This window comes from Chryseobacterium formosum (assembly GCF_026460885.1).
GTDB lineage: Bacteria > Bacteroidota > Bacteroidia > Flavobacteriales > Weeksellaceae > Chryseobacterium > Chryseobacterium formosus.
The window spans coordinates 54,671-75,047 of sequence record NZ_JAOVZW010000017.1 but is presented as its reverse complement, the minus strand read 5'-3'; the positions used below and the strand labels follow the sequence as shown (position 1 = coordinate 75,047).

17 protein-coding genes are annotated in these 20,377 nt (G+C 33.0%); 6 read left to right on the top strand and 11 right to left on the bottom strand.

Features of this window, described 5'->3' with window-relative positions; all coding sequences use genetic code 11:
* Positions 1 to 117: 117 nt before the first annotated feature.
* The 4 genes from OF897_RS14360 to OF897_RS14345 form a co-directional block, all read right to left on the bottom strand.
* The gene (locus OF897_RS14360) at positions 118 to 1,125 is read right to left on the bottom strand and encodes an aldo/keto reductase (RefSeq protein WP_267266382.1); all 1,008 of its coding nucleotides are present in this window, start codon (positions 1,123 to 1,125) and stop codon (positions 118 to 120) included.
* 307 nt (positions 1,126 to 1,432) lie between these two features.
* Positions 1,433 to 3,730 (bottom strand): GH92 family glycosyl hydrolase, encoded by a 2,298-nt coding sequence (locus OF897_RS14355; RefSeq protein ID WP_267266381.1) that lies wholly within the window; start codon positions 3,728 to 3,730, stop codon positions 1,433 to 1,435.
* A gap of 58 nt (positions 3,731 to 3,788) precedes the next feature.
* Positions 3,789 to 4,481, bottom strand: a complete 693-nt coding sequence (locus tag OF897_RS14350) for a response regulator transcription factor (protein ID WP_267266403.1) — start codon at positions 4,479 to 4,481, stop codon at positions 3,789 to 3,791.
* Between the two features lie 15 nt (positions 4,482 to 4,496).
* Complete coding sequence (locus OF897_RS14345) at positions 4,497 to 5,744, bottom strand: sensor histidine kinase (RefSeq protein ID WP_267266380.1); 1,248 nt, start codon at positions 5,742 to 5,744, stop codon at positions 4,497 to 4,499.
* A 150-nt stretch (positions 5,745 to 5,894) separates the two neighbouring features.
* Here OF897_RS14345 and OF897_RS14340 point away from each other — a divergent pair, with 150 nt between their 5' ends.
* From OF897_RS14340 to OF897_RS14330, 3 genes are all read left to right on the top strand, one after another.
* The gene (locus OF897_RS14340) at positions 5,895 to 6,305 is read left to right on the top strand and encodes a DUF1573 domain-containing protein (RefSeq protein WP_267266379.1); all 411 of its coding nucleotides are present in this window, start codon (positions 5,895 to 5,897) and stop codon (positions 6,303 to 6,305) included.
* Between the two features lie 320 nt (positions 6,306 to 6,625).
* Complete coding sequence (locus OF897_RS14335; protein WP_267266378.1) at positions 6,626 to 7,507, top strand: SDR family oxidoreductase; 882 nt, start codon at positions 6,626 to 6,628, stop codon at positions 7,505 to 7,507.
* 195 nt (positions 7,508 to 7,702) lie between these two features.
* Positions 7,703 to 8,536: an endonuclease/exonuclease/phosphatase family protein gene (locus OF897_RS14330; protein WP_267266377.1), complete on the top strand. Its 834-nt coding sequence runs from the start codon at positions 7,703 to 7,705 to the stop codon at positions 8,534 to 8,536.
* Here the strand turns inward: OF897_RS14330 and OF897_RS14325 are convergent.
* Together OF897_RS14325 and OF897_RS14320 are read right to left on the bottom strand one after the other, a co-directional pair.
* The gene (locus OF897_RS14325; RefSeq protein WP_267266376.1) at positions 8,533 to 9,219 is read right to left on the bottom strand and encodes a response regulator transcription factor; all 687 of its coding nucleotides are present in this window, start codon (positions 9,217 to 9,219) and stop codon (positions 8,533 to 8,535) included. The genes OF897_RS14330 and OF897_RS14325 overlap by 4 nt on opposite strands.
* Entirely contained in the window at positions 9,209 to 10,450 is a 1,242-nt protein-coding gene (locus tag OF897_RS14320; protein ID WP_267266375.1) for a sensor histidine kinase, read from the bottom strand. Before OF897_RS14320 ends, OF897_RS14325 begins: the two co-directional genes overlap by 11 nt.
* Positions 10,451 to 10,672: 222 nt before the next feature.
* Between OF897_RS14320 and OF897_RS14315 the strand changes: the two genes are divergently transcribed.
* Together OF897_RS14315 and OF897_RS14310 are read left to right on the top strand one after the other, a co-directional pair.
* Positions 10,673 to 13,045 carry an outer membrane beta-barrel family protein gene (locus tag OF897_RS14315; protein ID WP_267266374.1) on the top strand — a complete coding sequence of 791 codons (2,373 nt, stop codon included), beginning with the start codon at positions 10,673 to 10,675 and terminating at the stop codon, positions 13,043 to 13,045.
* A gap of 129 nt (positions 13,046 to 13,174) precedes the next feature.
* Positions 13,175 to 13,879: an FKBP-type peptidyl-prolyl cis-trans isomerase gene (locus OF897_RS14310; RefSeq protein WP_267266373.1), complete on the top strand. Its 705-nt coding sequence runs from the start codon at positions 13,175 to 13,177 to the stop codon at positions 13,877 to 13,879.
* A 125-nt stretch (positions 13,880 to 14,004) separates the two neighbouring features.
* Here OF897_RS14310 and OF897_RS14305 read toward each other — a convergent pair whose 3' ends face one another.
* The 5 genes from OF897_RS14305 to clpB all read right to left on the bottom strand — a co-directional run bounded on the left by OF897_RS14305 (position 14,005) and on the right by clpB (position 19,310).
* Complete coding sequence (locus tag OF897_RS14305; protein ID WP_267266372.1) at positions 14,005 to 14,649, bottom strand: response regulator transcription factor; 645 nt, start codon at positions 14,647 to 14,649, stop codon at positions 14,005 to 14,007.
* On the bottom strand, positions 14,646 to 15,431 hold the full coding sequence (locus OF897_RS14300; protein ID WP_267266371.1) for a sensor histidine kinase: 786 nt from the start codon (positions 15,429 to 15,431) through the stop codon (positions 14,646 to 14,648). The genes OF897_RS14305 and OF897_RS14300 overlap by 4 nt, the downstream gene beginning before the upstream one ends.
* Positions 15,407 to 16,048, bottom strand: a complete 642-nt coding sequence (locus OF897_RS14295; RefSeq protein ID WP_267266370.1) for a hypothetical protein — start codon at positions 16,046 to 16,048, stop codon at positions 15,407 to 15,409. Before OF897_RS14295 ends, OF897_RS14300 begins: the two co-directional genes overlap by 25 nt.
* A gap of 18 nt (positions 16,049 to 16,066) precedes the next feature.
* The gene (locus tag OF897_RS14290; protein ID WP_267266369.1) at positions 16,067 to 16,543 is read right to left on the bottom strand and encodes a hypothetical protein; all 477 of its coding nucleotides are present in this window, start codon (positions 16,541 to 16,543) and stop codon (positions 16,067 to 16,069) included.
* A gap of 172 nt (positions 16,544 to 16,715) precedes the next feature.
* On the bottom strand, positions 16,716 to 19,310 hold the full coding sequence (gene clpB, locus OF897_RS14285; RefSeq protein WP_267266368.1) for an ATP-dependent chaperone ClpB: 2,595 nt from the start codon (positions 19,308 to 19,310) through the stop codon (positions 16,716 to 16,718).
* Between the two features lie 395 nt (positions 19,311 to 19,705).
* Between clpB and OF897_RS14280 the strand changes: the two genes are divergently transcribed.
* Positions 19,706 to 20,281: a TetR/AcrR family transcriptional regulator gene (locus OF897_RS14280; RefSeq protein WP_267266367.1), complete on the top strand. Its 576-nt coding sequence runs from the start codon at positions 19,706 to 19,708 to the stop codon at positions 20,279 to 20,281.
* Positions 20,282 to 20,377: the final 96 nt, after the last annotated feature.

The following is a 20,377-nucleotide window of genomic DNA, read 5'->3' as shown; positions in this document are numbered from 1 at the left end:
TATAGGCAGTTTGTCATTCTGAACGAAATGAAATGGAGTGAAGAATCTCTAAAAATAAAGTTGAGATTCTTCCTACGTCAGAATGACAAACTACAAATAAATTAAGTTTAGAAAAGATTAATAATCCAAAAGTCCCATCCCGAATTCATCGTAAGTCGCTCCAGTATCTGTTCCCAAAGGTACAATACTTTCCAGCTTCTGAATATCAGATTCGCTCAAAACGATTTTGCTGGCTTCAATATTCTGCTCAAGATATTTTCTTCGTTTCGTCCCTGGAATCGGAACAATTCCTTTGCTGATAATCCACGCCAAAGCCAATTGAGAAGAAGTGATATCTTTTTCTTTCGCCATATTTTCAATTGCTTCCACCAGTTCAATGTTTTTTTGAAAATACTCCCCTTGAAAACGTGGAATTCCTCTTCGAAAATCATTTTCAGGCAAATCTTCAATTGTTTTGATATTTCCGGACAAAAATCCTCTTCCCAGCGGAGAATAAGCCACAAAACCAATTCCCAAATCATTCAGAGTTTTGATAACACCTTTTTCTTCAACCGTTCTTTCAAACAGAGAATATTCACTCTGAACTGCCGAAATCGGATGAACTGCGTGCGCTCTTTTCACAGTCTCAGAAGAAACTTCCGACAAACCGATGTACCCGATTTTTCCTTCTTTTACCAAATCACTCATTGCTCCAACCGTTTCTTCAACCGGAACATTTTTATCGAGACGATGCATATAATACAAGTCGATGTAATCGGTTTTCAGATTTTTCAGTGAACGTTCAACCGATTTTTTTACATAATCTTTTGTTCCGTTGATTTTCCACGTGACTTGTTCATTGTCATCGATTTCCCAACCGAATTTCGTAGCGATAATATATTGGTTACGATTGCCTTCAATGGCTTTTGCAATTAATCGTTCGTTTGTAAAAGGTCCGTACAAATCTGCTGTGTCGAGAAAATTCCCACCCAATTCCAAAGAGCGATGAATGGTTGCGATGGCTTCCGTTTCGTCGGTTTTGCCATACATATCGGCATCGCCAAAACCTGTCATTCCCATACATCCCAAACCAATATTCGGAATGATTAATCCCTGAATTCCTAATTTTACCTGATTCAATTTCATATTGTTGATTTTTATTGATACAAAATTCAGCAGAAATTAGAAATCGGATGTATGCAAAATGAAGATTATCGTATGCAAATTACGGATTGTGATTTTCAAGTATAATCATCATCAAAAACTCTGCGTAATCAGTAAAATCTGCGAGAGAATAATCATGATAATTTTATCATTCGGTAGGAATCTAAATAACTTAATTAGAGCGATATTTAGATTCCACGCTCCACTTTGTTCCGCTCTGAATGACAAACGGTGAAAATATTCATTAAGTTTCTTTGAGAAAATTAGTGTAGTTTGTGTTTAAATAAAATTATTTTCGAGGTTTAGAAATCATATAAAAACTCAATTTTCCGCCATTCATAATCTCAGAATGTTTCAATGTAAAGTTTTTAATTTCCTTTCCATTCAAGACAATTTTCTGAATATATACATTCTTCGGACTTTGATTAATCGCTTCAATTTCAAAAGTTTTTCCATTTTCTAAGTTTAAAACTGCATGGTCAATTGCCGGACTACCAATCGCATAATCTTCTGAACCCGGAGCAACCGGATAAAAACCAAGAGAACTTAAAATATACCAAGCACTCATTTGTCCCGCATCATCATTTCCGCCCAATCCATCGGGAGTTGCTTTGTATTGCATCTCTAAAATTCGTCTGATTTGCGCCTGAGTTTTCCACGGTTGTCCTGCCCAATTGTAAAAATAGGCAACATGATGCGCCGGTTCGTTTCCGTGAACGTATCCGCCGATAATTCCTTCTCTTGTAATGTCTTCTGTGTCTGCAAAAAACTCGTCTGGTAAATGCATCGTGAACAGTTCATCCAGTTTTGAAGCGAATTTTTTCTTTCCACCCATTAATTGAATTAATTCATCCGGATTCTGTGGAACGAAGAAACTATAATTCCAAGAATTTCCTTCAATAAAGCCTTGTCCGTGAGTACTTAAAGCATTAAAATCTTTCTTAAAACTTCCATCCGCCAAGCGAGGACGCATAAATCCGACTGTTTTATCGAAATTATTTTTCCAGTTTTCAGAACGTTTGATGAATTGATTGTAAATTTCCGTTTCACCCAAATGTTTTGCCAACTGAGCAATTGCCCAATCGTCGTAAGCGTATTCCAAAGTGTTAGAAACCGAAGTTCCGTTTTTTTCAGCAGGAATATATCCCAAATCAATATATTGTCCGATGCCTTCGTAATCTCTTTTGTTAGCAGTCGCAACACAGGCTTTCAAAGCTTCTTTTGCATCTCCTTGATAATTTCCTTTAATGATCGCGTCTGCAACCACGCTCACACTGTGATAACCGCTCATGCACCAATTGTCGTTTGCATAATGCGACCAAATCGGTAGCATTTTCATCGAAAATTGATTGTAATGTGCCATCATCGATTTCACCATATCATTATTCCGTTTTGGTTGAATAATGTTAAAAAATGGATGCAACGCTCGGTAAGTGTCCCAAATTGAAAATGTTGTATAATTGGTGAAACCTTCCGTTTTGTGAATGTTTTGATCTAAACCTTTATATTCTCCGTTGACATCGGTATAAGTTGTCGGACTTATAAAAGTGTGATACATTGCGGTATAAAAGTTTGTTTTTTCTGTTTCAGAACCTTTTACAACAATTTTATTTAATTCTTTATTCCAAGTTTCCTGAGTTTGTGCTTTGACCTGATCAAAAGATAGATTGCCGGTTTCTTTTTCTAAATTTTCTAAGGCGTTGGCTTGGCTCACCGGAGAAATGGCAAGCTTCACTTCAATCGCTTCATTTTCAATCGTATCGAAATCGAAATACATTTTCAGATTTTTTCCTGCGATTTCAGGGAAGTTTTTGGTTTGGTCAAATTTTCGCCAAAATCCATTGTATACCTGTTTTCCATCAAAGTTTTTCTGACCGTAAGATTTAAATGGTTTTGAAAATTTCATCGCAAAATAAACCGTTCTTGTTCTTGCCCAACCATTCGTTTGTCTGTAACCTGTAATCGTATTTCCGTTTTCTACACGAACATAAGTCCATACGTTTTTACCGTCATAATTGTAAATTCCTGCCATTAAATCTAAAATAATGTGAGCCTGATCAGACTTTGGAAAAGTATAACGATGAATACCGACTCTGGTTGTCGCTGTCAATTCAGCTAAAATATTGTGGTCATCGAGTTTTACTTTATAATATCCGACCTCTGCTTTTTCGTTTTGATGAGAAAATCTGCTTCTGTAGCCACTTTCAGGATTTGTTGCAGTTCCGGGATTCAATTGTAATTTTCCGACAGTCGGCATGACCAGAAAATCTCCCAAATCAGAATGTCCCGTTCCACTAAAGTGTGTCGAGCTGAAACCTACGATTGTTTTGTCTTCATAACGATATCCTGCACAATATTTATAAACTTCACCGTTGTATTTTCCGTTGAGTTCGTAGGCAATAGTATCTGTTTCTGGGCTTAACTGGACAGCTCCGAAAGGCGCAGTCGCTCCGGGATAAGTATGTCCCATTTTCTCAGTTCCGATTAATGGATTGACATATTGAGAAAGTTTTTCGAATTTTTGAGCATTTAGATTTAAACTGAAAAATAATAGAAATATTAATAAAGCTGTTCCCGACTTTTTCATGAATGGTAATTTTGCAAAGGTTAAAATTAATTAAAAAATTGGTCACATTAATTTAAACCTAATTTATCTGTTCAGTTTCAGAAAAACGGAAGCCAATCCCGTGAATGTTTTCAATAACAATATTGTTGTCACCGGCAAATATTTTTCTCAGTCTTGAAATGAAAACATCCAAACTTCTACCCATAAAATAATCGTCATCACCCCAGATTGCTTTTAAAATATCCTGTCTTTTGAGAATTGTATTTCTGTGACGGATGAAATAAAATAATAAATCTGATTCTCTTTGAGTAAGTGTAAAGGTATTCTGAGTGTCGTTTAAAGTGTAATTTTTAGAATCAAAATGATATTTTCCGACCTTGTATTTTTGAGGAGTATTTTCTGTTTTTTTTGAACGCTTCAGAAAAACTTCAATTTTTAAAATGAGTTCTTCAATGCTGAACGGTTTTACCAAATAATCATCGGCTCCAATTTTTAAACCTTTAATCCGGTCTTCTTTTAGAGCCTTTGCTGAGGTAAAAATAATTGGGATTTCTGAGTTTTTATCACGGATTTTTTCGGCAAGATCAAAACCATTCATTTCCGGCATCATAATATCAAGCAGACAAATGTCAAAATCTTTACAGCTGAATGCTTCAAACGCTGATTTTCCGTTGGAATAATGTTCAATTTCATAATAGTTTTCCAGACTGTCCTGAATCAGGAAAGCAATTGTCGCATCATCTTCGGCATATAGAATTTTGGATTTATCCATCATTACAAATTAGTTTTAAAACGGAAAAAACAAAGTAACGGTAATTCCTTTATCGGAGTTATTTTCAACCGAAATTTTCCAATGATGTTGTTGAACAATCTTTTTTACATAAAATAATCCCAAACCAAAACCGTTGATTTCATCACTTTTATTGGCATTCACTCGATAAAATTTATCAAAAATATGAGCAATGTTTTTTGCAGGAATTCCCATTCCGTTATCTTTGAACTTTAAATATAAGCCTTTTGAATCTTTTTTTGAAGAAATGAGAATCTCAGGATTTGTTTCGCAATATTTAATTGAATTGTCTAAAAGGTTGTAAATGATGTTGGTGAAATGAAATTCATCGGCTAAGATTGAAATACTTTCTTCAATATCTATTTTTATTGAAACATTTTCATTTTTCTGTTTGATATTTTCTGCAATTTCCTGAATGAAAGGTAGCAAAATAATTTTGTGAGGCTTTAATGATAATCCTGAAGCATCGTTTTTGGCAATATTCAAGATTTTTTCGATGTGATTATTCAGTTTATGACTTTGATTAATAATAATTGAAGTGTAAGTCTGAAGTTTAGGGTTTTCCTGAACAATTTCCTGCTTATTGAGGGATTCTGAAGCTAAAAGGATTGATGATAAGGGAGTTTTAAATTCATGCGTCATGTTATTAATAAAATCACGCTGCAATTCTGAGAATTTCTTCTGTTGAATAATCGTGTAAATCGAATAAACATATACCAGCAAAATAATGATCAGAGCAAAAGTCAGCAAATACCAAAACCGTAATGAGCTAATCAGATAAGTAGTTTTATCCGGAAAACGTATCGAAAAATAATACACTAAATTTTTATGTTTAGGAAACTGAATCACCTTTTCACTGGGTTCTTCCTGATGTTGAGTCATGTATTTTCCGTAAACCATTTGGTCGCTGTGGCAATTGTACAAGGCGTAAACATAATCTGTATTAATTTGAAATCTCGTAAACTCTGTTTTCAAATAATGTTCAAGAACTGCAGGATGAAACTCATTATTGATATTAACCACATAATAATCATTGGCAATAATCTGAACGGGATTTTCTGTAAAAGAAGTTTTCCCTTCAGTCATTTTGTCGACAACCTCCATCAAAGCGATGTTTACCTTCTGATTAAATTTTCTGTCCTCAAGATTATAGGCTTGTTTGGTCCATAATAATTGAGCGATCAAAATTCCGATGATAGCGACCAATCCAAGGCTAATAATAATGTTGAGTTTCTTGATTTCCATTTTCAAAGGCAATATTATCCAAAAATATCTATAATTTTTTCACCATTAACAACTCATTAACAAATGTTTGATAACGGTTAACAACTTGCAGTCATTTTAAGGTCTACATTTGTTAAACAAAAAAATAATATTTGATTTAAAATTTACACTATGAAAAATTTAAAAATTACAGCACTTCTTGCAGTTTTAGCATTCTATCCGTTTTATGCAAATGTATTTCCGGTAATTCCAGCTTCAATCGTTAAAAAAGTTGCAGAAGCTGCGAAATGGAAATCTGAAACGATCGATGTAGGAAACATTCCTCAAGGAAAACCGAAATTGATCAGATTTGAATTTACAAATACTTCGTCACAGCCTATTATGATTGACAAAGTTGCACCTTCTTGCGGATGTACAACTGCAGATTATACAAAAACTAAAGTTTTGCCTGGAAAAACAGGGTTTGTTGAAGCAAGTTACAATGCTGCTGCAGAAGGACCATTTTCAAAATCAATAACAGTAACTATAGCAGGTAGTTATGAGCCCAAAACACTATCTTTCAAAGGTACGGTTGTAAAATAATCGATTTAATCTTGTTTCTTATATAGAAAACAGTCTGATAAATTATTTATTAGACTGTTTTTTTATTTGGAGCTATTTGATTACGTCGATTTCTTTTAAGAGCAATTCTCGCTTTCCGCACTCGCTATTTTTTAATTCAAAAAAATGAGCTCAAACAAATGCTGCAATCGAGGCTAGGATTGAAGTCATAATTTCAAAATTTGTCATTTATATCTTTTGAACCTTTCCAATAAAATAAAACAACTATTTACAGCATTATTTCTTGACTTATTTTAAAGCATACCATTTTAATATTTATTATTTTTAAGAAAAAATAAAATATGAATCTTTATACACAACCGATGTTGCGTGAAGGCGCTCTGAAAGATAAAGTTGCAATAGTTACAGGTGGCGGAAGCGGACTGGGAAAAGCAATGACCAAATATTTCTTAGAATTAGGGGCAAAAGTGGTCATCACTTCAAGAAATTTAGAAAAACTTCAGGTTACTGCAAAAGAATTAGAGGATGAAACCGGAGGAAAAGTTCTATGTGTTGCTTGTGATGTTCGAAACTGGGATGAGGTTGAAGCAATGAAAGAAGCTGCTTTAAAAGAATTCGGAAAAATTGATATTCTTTTGAATAATGCAGCAGGGAATTTTATCTCACCTACAGAAAGATTAACGCATTCTGCATTCGATTCTATTTTAGATATTGTTTTAAAAGGAACCAAAAACTGCACACTTTCCATCGGAAAACATTGGATTGATTCAAAAACCTCAGGAACCGTTTTAAATATTGTCACAACTTACGCTTGGACTGGTTCTGCATATGTTGTTCCATCAGCTTGCGCAAAAGCCGGAGTTTTAGCAATGACAAGATCTTTAGCAGTTGAATGGGCAAAATATGGAATCCGATTCAATGCAATTGCACCTGGACCGTTTCCTACAAAAGGAGCTTGGGACAGATTGCTTCCGGGAGACTTGCAGGAAAAATTTGATATGAGAAAAAAAGTTCCGTTGAGAAGAGTAGGAGAACATCAGGAATTGGCAAATCTTGCAGCTTATTTAGTTTCAGATTACTCCGCTTACATGAATGGTGAAGTGGTGACGATTGATGGTGGAGAATGGCTTCAAGGCGCAGGAGAATTTAATATGCTCGAAGATATTCCGCAAGAAATGTGGGATGCTTTGGAAGCAATAATTAAAGCGAAAAAATCGAATTAATTTCGTGATAATTTAAAACTTATATAGGCTTTAGCGGCTTTGTGAAACTTTTTGAATACATTCTATTAATAAAACATTGTGAACTCAGTGTTCAAAATAAAGTTCTTCAATTAATTTAACAATATAATCATCACAATAAAGCTTCTCTCTGAAAGAGAAGTTTTATTTTTGTTCTGTAATTAAAATAAAAACCTAATGAATTTCAGATTTTCAGCTTTGTTAATGCTTGTTTTTGCGTGGAGCTTTTCTCAGAATTTAAAAGTAATGTCTTTCAATATCAGACTCAATGTAGATTCTGATAAAGAAAACTCTTGGACGAATAGAAAACAAGATGCGCTTGATTTGTTGACTTACTATCATCCAGATTATTTCGGAGTTCAGGAAGCGCTTCCGGAGCAAATGAAAGATATTAAAACAGGACTTAAAAACTATGATTATGTAGGAGTTGGTCGTGAAGATGGGAAAGAAAAAGGTGAATTTTCTGCGATATTTTATGATACACAAAAGTTACAGGTTGTTAAATCAGGAACTTTTTGGTTATCTGAAACTCCTGAAAAACCATCAAAAGGTTGGGATGCTGCTTTGAACAGAATCTGTTCGTGGGCAATTTTTAAAGATAAAAAATCGAAGAAGGAATTTTTAGCGATGAATATTCATTTCGATCACATCGGAAATGTGGCAAGAGTAAAATCATCCGATTTAATTCTAAAAAAAGCAAAAGAACTGAATCCGAAAAATTTACCGATGACTTTAACAGGTGATTTCAATTTGACAGAAGATACAGAACCAGTACAGATTCTTTCAAAAAACTTGGATGATACTTTTTATAAATCAGAAACGAAACATTATGGCCCTGTTGGAACGTTCACAGGTTTCAATATCACCGAAATTCCGAAAGACAGAATTGATTATATTTTTGTGAAAGGTTTTAAAATAAAATCTCACAGACACATCAATGACAGACGAGAAAATCTACTTTATCCGTCGGATCATTTTCCTGTTTTGACTGAGTTGCAATTTAAAAATTAATTCTCTGGAAAATCAATTTCAAATCCAATTCCTCGCAGGGATTGGATTTTTATTTTGTCATCGTGCTGAAAATATTTCCGTAACCGACTTATAAAAACATCAAGACTTCTTCCTGTAAAATAATCGTTCGTTTCCCAGAGATTATCGAGAATATCGTCTCGTTTTATGATTTTGTGATTGAATTTTAAGAGATAAAGTAAAAGATCTTTCTCACGAATAGTCAACCTAATTTTTTCGTTTGGATGAATAAGCAGAAGTTTTTCTGTATCTAAAATATAGTTCCCAATTTTGAATTGAGTAATCGTTTCAGAAATTAAAGTTCTTTTTAAAATATTTTTAATTCTTAGAATTAGTTCTTCCGGGTCACAGGGTTTTGCAATGTAATCATCGGCTCCGATTTTCAGTCCGGTTAAGCGGTCTATTTTTTGATTTTTAGCCGTTAAAAATAATATTGGAAAATCGGGTTTAGCTTTTAAAATCATTTTAGCCAAAGAAAAACCGTCAATATTGGGCATCATAATGTCTAAAATCCCAATATGAAAATGAAAATCTGTCTGCAAAATAGAAACCACATCTTCAGGATTATGAAACCATGAAACTTCAAAACCTTCCAGCTCGAGATATTGTTTTAAAATCATCCCGAAGTCTGAATCGTCTTCTGCCAATAGAATTTTAACCTTCATAAGGAATTGAGATTTTAAAAGTTGTTCCTTCTTTCACTATGCTTGAAACTTCCGTTTTTCCGTTATATTTTTCAATAATTTTCTTCACGAAAAATAAACCCAAACCTAAACCTTTACTGTTGTGAATGTTATTAGGCTGAATTCGGTAGAATTTTTCAAAAATATTTTTCAGTTCTTTTTGTTCGATTCCGTTTCCGTTGTCAGAAACTGTGATTTCGAGTTTGTTTTGAATGGTTTTTAAATTAATTTTAATTTTTGAGGCGCCATATTTTACGCTGTTTTCACAAAGATTTTTAATTACCGTTTCCATTAATTTTTTATCAAACGGAAGTTCTGTAGAAACGGAATTATTCAATTCAAGATCAGCTTTAGGATAAGTGAATGCTAAATCTTGAATGAAAAAAAACCAATCTTGTGGATGAATTATTGAAATTTCTTCATCAAATTCTTCTGCGTGAAGTTGCTTCATTAGATCTTCTAATCTGGAAATCTGTCTGTCGATTAAAGGAAAAATCTCTTGATTGTATTCTTTCTTTAATGTTTTTGAAGCAATTTTAAGAGTTGCAATTGGAGTTTTAAATTCATGAGAAATATTGTCGACAACAGTGTGTAAAACCTCAATCTGTTTTTGTTGTTTAATTAAATTTTTTACAGTGAAAATATATAAAAGCAAAACGCTTAAAAGTAAAGCTATACAGCATAAAATAAGTAAAGTGAGTTCTTTAAAGACAATGTAATTGATGTTTAAAATCTCAAAATCTGTCTGGCTTTTTACAATAAAGGAATCATTTCTTTCAGGCTTTTCTGCTTTATCTGAAGTAGAAGTGGATGAGGTTTCCCATTTTCCTGTTTCTGAAATTCCGGGCTTCAGAACTTTATTTTTTGTTTCGTAAAGTACAATTGGTTTATCAATCAATTTTGTACTGTCGGGAAGGGAGGTTACTGACAAATAAACGACTCTTACAGCAACTTCATAATCATCTTTTTCAAATTTTTTATCGATGTAGTTACTTAAATTATTTCTTGTTGAATTTTTATACTTTTCAAAGTAGGCTAAAAGTTCCTTTTTCGTGATTTCCTGATGAGTAAATTTTACAAAAATATCTTTTGAGTCATTGCTTCCATGTTTGCTAAGCTGTCCCAGATCTTCTAAATTATCGATGTGAGTTGTGATTTTTTTGTGTACATCGCTATAAATTTCACGTTTTTTTACCTGATAGGTTTTGTACATAAAATACACTTGAATCCCCAACAAAAGCAGGAATAAACCGGCAAAAAGCGATACAAGATATTTACTTTTAGAAATCATTAAAGCAAATATATACATTTCGGGACTTCACTTTTACCATTAACCTCGCATTAACCTTCCGTTAACCGAAATTCTCAGCTGCAATATTGAATTTTGCACCAAGAAAATATCAAATCAGTTTGAATTAAATTTAAAATTACCAGTATGTATAAATATCTTCTCTTACTTCTTTTTCCTGTTTTTGTTTTTTCGCAGTCGCAAAAAATATCAGGAACTGTTTTTAATTCTAAAAAGGAAAAACTCGATTCTGTAAAAATAGAATTGTATAATTCTGAAAATATTTTAATTAAAAGCTTATTCACAAATATGGAAGGAAATTTTTCATTTGAAAATCTTTCTGAACAATTATTTAAGCTAAAAATTAGTGATGAAAAATATCTGTCTTTTGAAAAGTCAATTAGTGCTAAATCGGAAAATGAAATTTTAAATATCACTCTAAAAAACAATCATAAAGACATTGAAGGTGTAACACTAATCAAGAAAAAACCTTTGGTTAAAAGAAAAGTAGACCGATTGGAATTTAATGTTGAAAATTCTAATATTTCATCACTCAACGCTTGGGAAATTCTTAAAAAAACTCCGCAAGTTACTATCAATAATGATATTTTGGCTGTAAAAGGTGGAACTTCAGTTTTGGTAACCATTAATGATAAAAAAGTGATGATGACAGGTGAAGAACTCAAAAATTTTCTGGAAAATACACAAGGTGATGATGTAAAAACTGTGGAAGTGATTACCAATCCGCCTGCAAAATACGAAGCCGAAGGTGGAGCTGTTTTGAATATTGTCATGAAGAAAAATAAAATAGAAGGCTATCGCGGAGTTTTATCTTCAAAATATATTCAGACTCAATATGCAAAAGCAGTTGCGGGGCTTTCACAGTATTACAAAAAAGACAAACTTTCAATCATGGGAAGTTATTTTCGAGGAACAGGAACGTATTATCGTGAAGGAACTGATTTTGTAAATTATCCTGAAGACGGTACAATCTGGATCAGTACGATGAACAGAAAAGATCAGGCAAAAAGTCAGAATACGGTAAATTTTAATGTAGAATACGAGATCGACAGCCTTACAACAGCAAGCTTGAATTATTCAGGATATTTTAATCCAAAATCTTTTGGAACGTACAATGTTCCTACTTTGATCTACAATTCTCAAAACGTTGCTGAATCAAATTATACGACAATTAATGACCATCATTCACGAACAATTAATAATTCTTTGAGCTTTCAGATTGATAGGAAATTAAATAAAAAAAGTAGTCTTTCATGGATTAATTATTTTACAGGAAATAATTCAAGTAAATATCAAAATGTTCTCACGTATCTGAATTTTGCCAATCAAACTCCGAGGGAAACGAATTTTATGACAAATAATAAAAGTGATGTTCAATTGTATTCCACACAATTTGATTACCAATGGAAAAATGATAAACTCGAATTGGAATCAGGTGGAAAATATAGTTTTGTGAAAACGGACAGTCAACTTGATTTTTCGGATAATGAAAGTGGAGAATTTCAATATAGACCTGAAAAAAGCAGCCTTTTTGATTATAAAGAACACAATTTTGCAATCTATACTTCAATGGCTTATAATCTTGAAAAATGGAGTTTTAAAGGTGGACTTCGTGCTGAAATGACAGACTTGGAAGGAATTGTTTCTGAACCTTATGAAGTGAATAAAAATAATTACTGGAGTTTGTTTCCTACATTTTATGCTCAATATACGACGGATAATAAACATGAATTTGGTTTTTCTTACGGAAAAAGAATCAGTAGACCATCTTATTCTTGGTTAAATCCTGCAAAATCTTACTACAATCTGTTTTCTTATTATCAAGGTGACCCGAAATTAAAAGCGACTATTATTCACAATTTAAATCTGACCTATTCTTTCAAAAACTGGAATGTCGATTTTTATTATCGGAAAGAACTTTTTCCATCCATGGAAATCTCTTTTCAGCAGCATGAAAATAATAATCTGATCTATTATTTTACCAATATAGAGAAAGGACAAGCTTTTGGATTAAGTCTTTATAAAAGTTTTGAAATCAAACCTTGGTGGAGCTTAATTGTTTCTGAAAATTTAGAACATAATGAAAATTATTTCAAAGGAATTGATGGAGTTTTAAATAGAAATAAGGTTTGGAATTGGGTTTCTAATATTTCGACAAGTCTCACTTTAGACAAAAATTCAGATTGGAAAATGGAACTTGGGCACAAGTATTATTCTCCCGGAATACAGGGGACTTTTACAATCTCTAGTCAATGGTCTGCTTATTTTGTAATGAACAGGAAATTTTTCAATAAAAAATTGGAAGCAGCATTTATTTTTAACGATATTTTCAGGTCTACTCAGCAAAAAGTAAGTACGAAATATGGCAATCAGGATAATTACTTTTTAGACTATCAGGATACGCAGGGTTTTACATTTTCACTTAAATATAATTTCGGAAATCAATCGGTGAAAAATTCAAAAACAATTAAAAAAGCTGATGAGCAGGAAAGACTGTAGAGTAATTTGATTTCTCTCAATTTTAAAAAAAAATTAACAGAAAAAAGTTTTGTACAGCAGGAAAGTTTCTTCAATTAATGATAGATTTGCAGCGGTTAATTAATCAGTTATAAATAATAATATTATCAAATGAAAAAACAGACTATTGCATTATTTTGCATGGCAATATTCAGCGTTTCATGCGCTCAGAAAAATGAAGGAAAAAGTGACAGTAAATATACAGATGACCAAAAAGCTTCATATTATATAGGTCTAAATATTGCCCAAAACATGAAACAGGAAGGTTTCAAAGTAGATGCAGATCTTTTGGCTCAGGCTATAAAAGAAGAGATGAATGGAACTAAGAAACTTATGCCTGCTGAAGAAATGAATACTTTTATGCAGGATTTTATGCAGAAGCAAAATGAAAAAAAGCAATCTGCAGCATTAGCACAAGCAGGTGAAAATAAGAAAAAAGGTCAGGATTTTCTTACTAAAAATAAAACTAATCCGAAAGTAAAAACCACAGCTTCAGGTTTGCAGTATGAGGTTTTGCAGGATGGTGATGGTAAAACAAAACCAAAAGCAACAGACGTTGTACAGGTAAAATATACCGGGAAACTTTTGGACGGAACGGTTTTCGACTCTACTGATAAAAATGGCGGGAATCCAATGGATATTAATCTTGGCGGTGTAATCAAAGGTTGGACAGAAGGTATTCAACTAATGAGCAAAGGCTCTAAATACAGATTTTATATTCCTTCAGACCTTGCTTATGGAGATCAAGGAGCAGGTGCTGCAATTCCGGCAGGTTCTACGATCATCTTTGATGTAGAATTGGTAAGTATTAAATAGACCAAATATTTTTCACAAATTTTAAAATCTAAAAAAGATTTTAGTTCAAAAAAAACCAAAGCAGAAATATTCTGTTTTGGTTTTTTGTTTTGTAGATTTATGTTTAGCAGATGAAAAATAAATTCCTACGATTCTGCAAAACCATTTTTCAAAGCAAAAACAGCTAAGCCGACTCTAGTTTTTAAATCTAATTTTTCGCAGAGCTGATCTCTATAACTTTCAACTGTTCTTGGGCTGCAACACATTTTTTCTGCAATTTCTTTGTAGCTGAGTTCGGTAACAGTATAAGTCAAAAATTCTTTTTCCCTATCTGAAATTCTTACCGTCTTTTCATATCCTTTGTCTCCGTTAATGTTTGAGAAAATAATTTTCGATGCCCAATCTGGATAGAAAAATCCGTCGCTGTTTAGTTTGGAAAGAGCGGTTTCTAAATCTTTTGGATGGGTATTTTTAAGCAAATAACCTTTTGCCCCGTTTTTAATCATTTTAATCACACTATTGTCGTCTCCTTGCATACTCAGAGCCATCACTTTGATGTGGGGATGATTTACTTTTAACCAAAAAGCAGTTTCAAAACCGTCCATTAATGGCATACTGATGTCGAGAAGGATGATGTCTGGAATTTTTTCTCCGTTTTCGAGTTTTTCGATGAGGTCTTTGCCATTTTCAGCCACGTAAATTACTTCGAAATCACCAAAATTTCCGATAATTCCTTCCAGTGCTTTTGCAATCAATAAATGGTCGTCAACAATTACAATAGTCTTTTTCATGACTGTTTTTTTAATTTAATTTCAATAGAAGTTCCATGGCTTTCATTGCTTTCAAGATTAAAAGTTGCTCCGATGATTTCAGCTCTGTTTTTCATGTTGGTAAGCCCGATTCCGTTGGAAAGGATGTTCTCAATATCAAAACCAATTCCGTCATCAGTAATTTTAAATTCCCAAAGATTATCTTCGTTGGTATTTAATGTAATTAAAATATTTTCGCATTGAGAATGTTTAAAACTATTCTGAATAAACTCCTGTGTAATTCTCAGTAAAACGTTTTTGTGAACAAAATCTAAATCGAGATATTCGAAATTATGCTCAAAACTAATCTTGCATTTTTTCAAAATATTGGCATTGTCAACTTCTTCCTGAATTAAAGTTACAATTTCTTTTTGGTTGATATTATCGTCTGTCAAAGTTTTAGAAAGACTCCTCAAATCCTGCAATGACTGATTGATAATTTGTGAAACCTGATCAATTTTTTCAATTTCTCCTTCAATTTTATTCTCGTACAGCAATTGCTGAGTATAAAGACTTGCTAAGGTTAGTTTTTGACCGATATTATCATGCAATTCACGACCGATTTGCTGCATTGTTGCCTGCTGAATTTCAAGTTGTGTTGTCAATAATTCTCTTTGATGAATTTCATTTTTAAGCTGAATTTCACTTAGATATTCCATTTTTCTTTGCTTATATTTTCGAATATAAATCATCACTGCGACGATAAACATCACAAAAAATAAGTTGAAAGTAATAATCGTTAAGAATAATTCCGTTTCCCCCATATAAATGAACTTGCAAATAAGAGATACATGATAATTCCTGATATCCAAAAATAGTCTCGGTAAATTTCATAGATTTCCATATGCTCTAAGAGAGGAAAATAAAATGCCCAAAAAGGAAGTGTACCTATATAAAACAAAGTTACTCCAAGATTGATGTAAAACATTCTGTTTTTGGAAAAATTGAGAATATTATCTGAATTAATTTGTTTATAATATTCCATAATCACCAAAAACATCAGAAGAAAGCTTCCAAATGTGTAGTTGAAAGAGTAGATTACCTTGTTTTTTGTAAAATACAATTCGTTTGGTATAAATGACAGTAAATAAAGTGCTGCGAAAATGAAAAAGAGATTCCTGTTATTCAATGATTTCCATGCATAAAGCCAATAAAGCATTATAAATTCTACCGGAATAACAAAATTATTATAGTATGAAATTTTTGGAAATGGTAAGTATCCGAAACGGCTTAACATTTCACTAATGAAAATAAAAATAAGATAGTACGAAAAAAACTGATAGGGTGTATTTTTTGTTTTCTTATATAAAAAAATAGAAGTCAACGCTGCAATACCTTCAGCAAAAACCATACTATTGATTAGGAATTCTTGGAATATCATTTATCTTTAAGTACTCTGTTAGTAAGATTCTATTTGCGTTGTATTCGGTGGAACCAAACATCCATGATTTTGAGCCAACGCCATTACCGGTCTTACATCAGATTTATCCTCTGGGAAAGGGTTAAAATCACAAACTACATTTTCTTCTTTTTTTGTAGGAATTAAAACCAAAGTATGTCTTAGTCCATAATCTGTAGGTACTGGTTCTTGAGGTTCTTCGGGATAAGCAGCGTAATAAAATCGAACTCCAAGATCTGCATCGGGAATATTTGGATCAATCAAATGTACTTGTTCCTCAATATCCTGAATGAAACTTTTCAGAGTGGGAAGATCAAACCAAATAGAATGAGCATCGTCAACGCCTAAATTTTCATTAATATAAGTAAGTTGATTGTCTCGGTAATTATCAACTAAACTTTGCACAAGTGCTGTAGGAAGTGTACTTGGTACGGAAGAATGAGGTTTCCCTTTGTTTTCTGTAGATTCACTTTTCATGTTAATAGGTTTTTCAGTTAGTTTAACAAAGGTCAGAAAAAAATACTAAATCACGGCATCGTGTTTTTACCATGAAAAAAATCGTGAATTTACGGATTGTGTAAAAATAAAAGGTGCTGCAGACTTCTCTACAGCACCTCATCATAAAAATAATATGTATGAAAATAACTACTTATTTTTCTGAAGGTCTGAAAACCAAACCCGTCTCCTCAAAATAATCCAAGGTAACTCTGTCGCCGTCATTCACGGTTCCCGCAAGGATTTCTTTTGATAATTTATTTAAGACTTCCTGCTGTATCACTCTCTTCAAAGGTCTTGCTCCGAAAACTGGGTCATAACCTTTATTAGTTAAATAATTTAAAGCATCTTGTGTTGCAGTCATAATGATGTTTCTTTTCAGCAACAAATCATTGAAACCTCTCAACTGATACTGAACGATTTTCCCGATTTCTTTTTTTCTTAAAGGCTGGAACAATACCGTTTCATCAATTCTATTCAAAAATTCCGGACGCAAAGTCTGTTTCAACAAATCAAAAACTTCAATTTTTGTTTTGTCCACAATTTCGTCTTGATTCTCTTCAGTAATATTCTCAAAGTTTTCCTGAATGATGTGTGAACCGAGATTCGAAGTCATAATGATAATCGAGTTTTTGAAATTCACTACACGACCTTTGTTATCCGTCAAACGACCGTCATCCAAAACCTGCAACAACGTGTTGAAAACATCAGGATGTGCTTTTTCAATTTCGTCTAAAAGCACGACTGAATAAGGTCTTCTTCTCACAGCTTCCGTCAATTGTCCTCCTTCATCGTAACCAACATATCCTGGAGGCGCACCAACCAATCTTGAAACCGAATGACGCTCTTGATACTCACTCATATCGATTCTCGTCATATTGTTTTCGTCATCGAATAAAAACTCTGCTAAAGCCTTTGCTAGTTCAGTTTTTCCAACTCCGGTTGTTCCTAAGAATAAGAAACTTCCGATTGGTTTTTTCTCGTCACTTAAACCCGCTCTGTTTCTTCTGATGGCATCTGCAACCGCTTCAATCGCTTCTTCCTGACCGACAACTCTGTGATGAAGTTCGGTTTCAAGATGTAATAACTTTTCTCTTTCAGATTGAAGCAATTTGGTCACAGGAATTCCTGTCCATTTTCCAATCACTTCCGAGATATTATCAGCCGTTACTTCTTCCTTAATTAATTCATTCTGATGGTTTTGCATCTCCAGTTCGAGTTTCTGCAAAGCATCTTCTTTTTCCTTGATTTTTCCGTACTGAATTTCAGCAACTTTGGCGTAATCACCTGCTCTTGAAGCTCTTTCTGCCTCAAGTTTCAAAGATTCAATATCTTTTTTGATGGATGTTAAATCCTCAGATTTTTGTTTTTCTTTCAGCCATTTTGCATTAATTTCATTTCTTTCCTCAGAAATTTTCGAGATATCTTCTTTTAAATGGTCGATTTTCGTTTGGCTTCCTTCTCTTGAAATCGCTGCCAATTCAATTTCCATCTGCATTAATTTTCTGTCTAAAACATCCAATTCTTCAGGTTTTGAATTGATTTCCATTCTCAATTTTGCAGAAGCTTCATCAATCAAATCAATCGCTTTGTCTGGTAAAAATCGGTCTGAAATATATCGTTGAGACATTTCAACCGCCGCAATAATTGCCTCATCTTTGATCCTTACTTTGTGGTGCGCTTCGTATTTATCTTTAATTCCACGAAGAATCGAAATCGCAGATTCTGTATCCGGTTCTTCCACCATTACTTTCTGAAAACGTCTTTCTAAAGCTTTATCTTTTTCAAAATATTTTTGATATTCATTTAAAGTCGTTGCACCGATCGCTCTCAATTCTCCTCTTGCTAAAGCTGGTTTTAAAATATTGGCAGCATCCATCGCACCTTCACCACCTCCGGCTCCAACTAATGTATGGATTTCGTCGATGAAAAGAATAATCTGTCCGTCTGATTTAATGACTTCATTCACCACAGATTTCAAACGCTCTTCAAATTCGCCTTTGTATTTTGCACCGGCAATCAAAGCTCCCATATCCAAAGAATACAAAGTTTTATCCTGCAAATTTTCAGGAATATCTCCGCTGATAATTCTGTGCGCAATTCCTTCTGCGATTGCTGTTTTACCAACACCAGGTTCACCAATCAAAATTGGGTTATTTTTGGTTCTTCTTGAAAGAATTTGTAAAACTCTTCTTATTTCCTCATCACGTCCGATAACCGGGTCTAGTTTTCCTTCTGCTGCTAATTCGTTGAAGTTTTTAGCATATTTATTTAAAGATTGATAAGTCTCTTCGGAACTTGCAGAAGTAGCTTTCGAACCTTTTCTTAATTCTTTAATTCCACCCTCCAAAAGACTTTTGGTTACGCCCATATCTTTCAACGTTTTCGAAACTTCAGAATTTGTTTCCAAAAGAGAAAGCCATAAATGTTCGATCGTTACGAATTCATCACCCATTTTTTTGGCGATGTTTGGCGCATCCAACAAAACTTTGTTCGCTGAATTTGAAAGATAAATATTTCCACCCTGAACTTTCGGAAGTCTTTCAAGATTTTCACGGTTGCGCTCTCTTACCAAAGTTGCATCTGCTTCAGATTTTTTGAGTAAGAAAGGCGATATGTTTTCATCTACCTGAAAAATTCCTTCAAGTAAATGTTGAGGTTCTATTTGCTGGTTACCAAATTCCATTGCGACTTGCTGCGCGGCTTGGATGGCTTCCTGTGATTTTACGGTATATTGATTTAGATTCATATTATATGTATTTTTGATTTCTTATTTTTTTGTTCTAAATTTAAGATTTTAGACATCAGATTTCAGACCATAAGAGTCTAATAAATGTTAATTTTTAAATCTGATTTTCTAATTTCTGATGCCCTCAATCTTATTCAATCATTTAATTCGGATTTATTATTTCAAAAACTATTCAATTATTGAATTTTTAAAAATAACGGACAAAATTTCCGAAATATTCATTTTTGGTGAATTTTTATAAAGACAAAATTTCCGAATTCATCGAATTCAAATAAAATTTATGGAATAACCGTCAGTTTAAATAAACCAAAATCGTTGATCTTAAACATTGTTTTAAATCATCTCATGAAAATCAGATTATTAAAATCAAAATAATTACTTTTGCCTTTTACCAAATGGAGCTAAAAGAAAAACAAATCAAAATACTCGAAGTTGCTGTAGAACTTTTCAAAGAGAAAGGTTATATGGGCAGTTCGGTGAGAGATTTGGCTACAAAACTAAATATAAAAGCAGCATCTTTGTATGCTCACATCCGTTCTAAAGAAGAAATTTTAGAATGGATTTGTTTCGGAGTTGCCAATGAGTTTTTTGAAGAGCTTCAAACAGTAAAAAACACCAAAGTTCCTGCACAAGAAAAGCTTAATTTATTTATTGAAAAACATTTATCGGTTGTTCTGAAAAACCGCGATGTAACGCATATTTATTCTAATGAATGGAAACATCTGGAAGTAAGATTATCTGAGTTTGTAGAATTAAGAAAAAATTATCAACAGGAAGTTGAGCAGTTGATTTCTGAAATTTACAAAGCTCAAAACTGGGAACTGAAGTCTCCTTCTTTTACTACAAAATTTATCCTTCATACTTTGAATAATTCTTATTTCTGGTTTAAAAGAAATATAGAATCTACTTCTGAAATTACCGATGAAATCAGAGATAAAATACTTTTCGGTCTTTTAGGAAATCAAAAATAAATTTAGAATCAGTACTTGTTAAGAATTTTCGTTCTTATCATTCATCAATGCTTTTGAATTTTCATTGCACTAATTTTGTCCTATCTAAAAATCAAC

Excerpts from the sequence above, each read along its gene's own strand:
- clpB (WP_267266368.1), bottom strand. The coding sequence starts at position 19,310 with ATGAATCTAAATCAATATACCGTAAAATCACAGGAAGCCATCCAAGCC.
- OF897_RS14320 (WP_267266375.1), bottom strand. The coding sequence starts at position 10,450 with ATGTACAAAACCTATCAGGTAAAAAAACGTGAAATTTATAGCGATGTA.
- OF897_RS14345 (WP_267266380.1), bottom strand. The coding sequence starts at position 5,744 with ATGGAAATCAAGAAACTCAACATTATTATTAGCCTTGGATTGGTCGCT.
- OF897_RS14350 (WP_267266403.1), bottom strand. The coding sequence starts at position 4,481 with ATGGATAAATCCAAAATTCTATATGCCGAAGATGATGCGACAATTGCT.
- OF897_RS14310 (WP_267266373.1), top strand. The coding sequence starts at position 13,175 with ATGAAAAAACAGACTATTGCATTATTTTGCATGGCAATATTCAGCGTT.
- OF897_RS14315 (WP_267266374.1), top strand. The coding sequence starts at position 10,673 with ATGTATAAATATCTTCTCTTACTTCTTTTTCCTGTTTTTGTTTTTTCG.
- OF897_RS14340 (WP_267266379.1), top strand. The coding sequence starts at position 5,895 with ATGAAAAATTTAAAAATTACAGCACTTCTTGCAGTTTTAGCATTCTAT.
- OF897_RS14335 (WP_267266378.1), top strand. The coding sequence starts at position 6,626 with ATGAATCTTTATACACAACCGATGTTGCGTGAAGGCGCTCTGAAAGAT.
- OF897_RS14330 (WP_267266377.1), top strand. The coding sequence starts at position 7,703 with ATGAATTTCAGATTTTCAGCTTTGTTAATGCTTGTTTTTGCGTGGAGC.
- OF897_RS14355 (WP_267266381.1), bottom strand. The coding sequence starts at position 3,730 with ATGAAAAAGTCGGGAACAGCTTTATTAATATTTCTATTATTTTTCAGT.
- OF897_RS14325 (WP_267266376.1), bottom strand. The coding sequence starts at position 9,219 with ATGAAGGTTAAAATTCTATTGGCAGAAGACGATTCAGACTTCGGGATG.
- OF897_RS14295 (WP_267266370.1), bottom strand. The coding sequence starts at position 16,048 with ATGATATTCCAAGAATTCCTAATCAATAGTATGGTTTTTGCTGAAGGT.
- OF897_RS14290 (WP_267266369.1), bottom strand. The coding sequence starts at position 16,543 with ATGAAAAGTGAATCTACAGAAAACAAAGGGAAACCTCATTCTTCCGTA.
- OF897_RS14360 (WP_267266382.1), bottom strand. The coding sequence starts at position 1,125 with ATGAAATTGAATCAGGTAAAATTAGGAATTCAGGGATTAATCATTCCG.
- OF897_RS14305 (WP_267266372.1), bottom strand. The coding sequence starts at position 14,649 with ATGAAAAAGACTATTGTAATTGTTGACGACCATTTATTGATTGCAAAA.
- OF897_RS14300 (WP_267266371.1), bottom strand. The coding sequence starts at position 15,431 with ATGGGGGAAACGGAATTATTCTTAACGATTATTACTTTCAACTTATTT.
- OF897_RS14280 (WP_267266367.1), top strand. The coding sequence starts at position 19,706 with ATGGAGCTAAAAGAAAAACAAATCAAAATACTCGAAGTTGCTGTAGAA.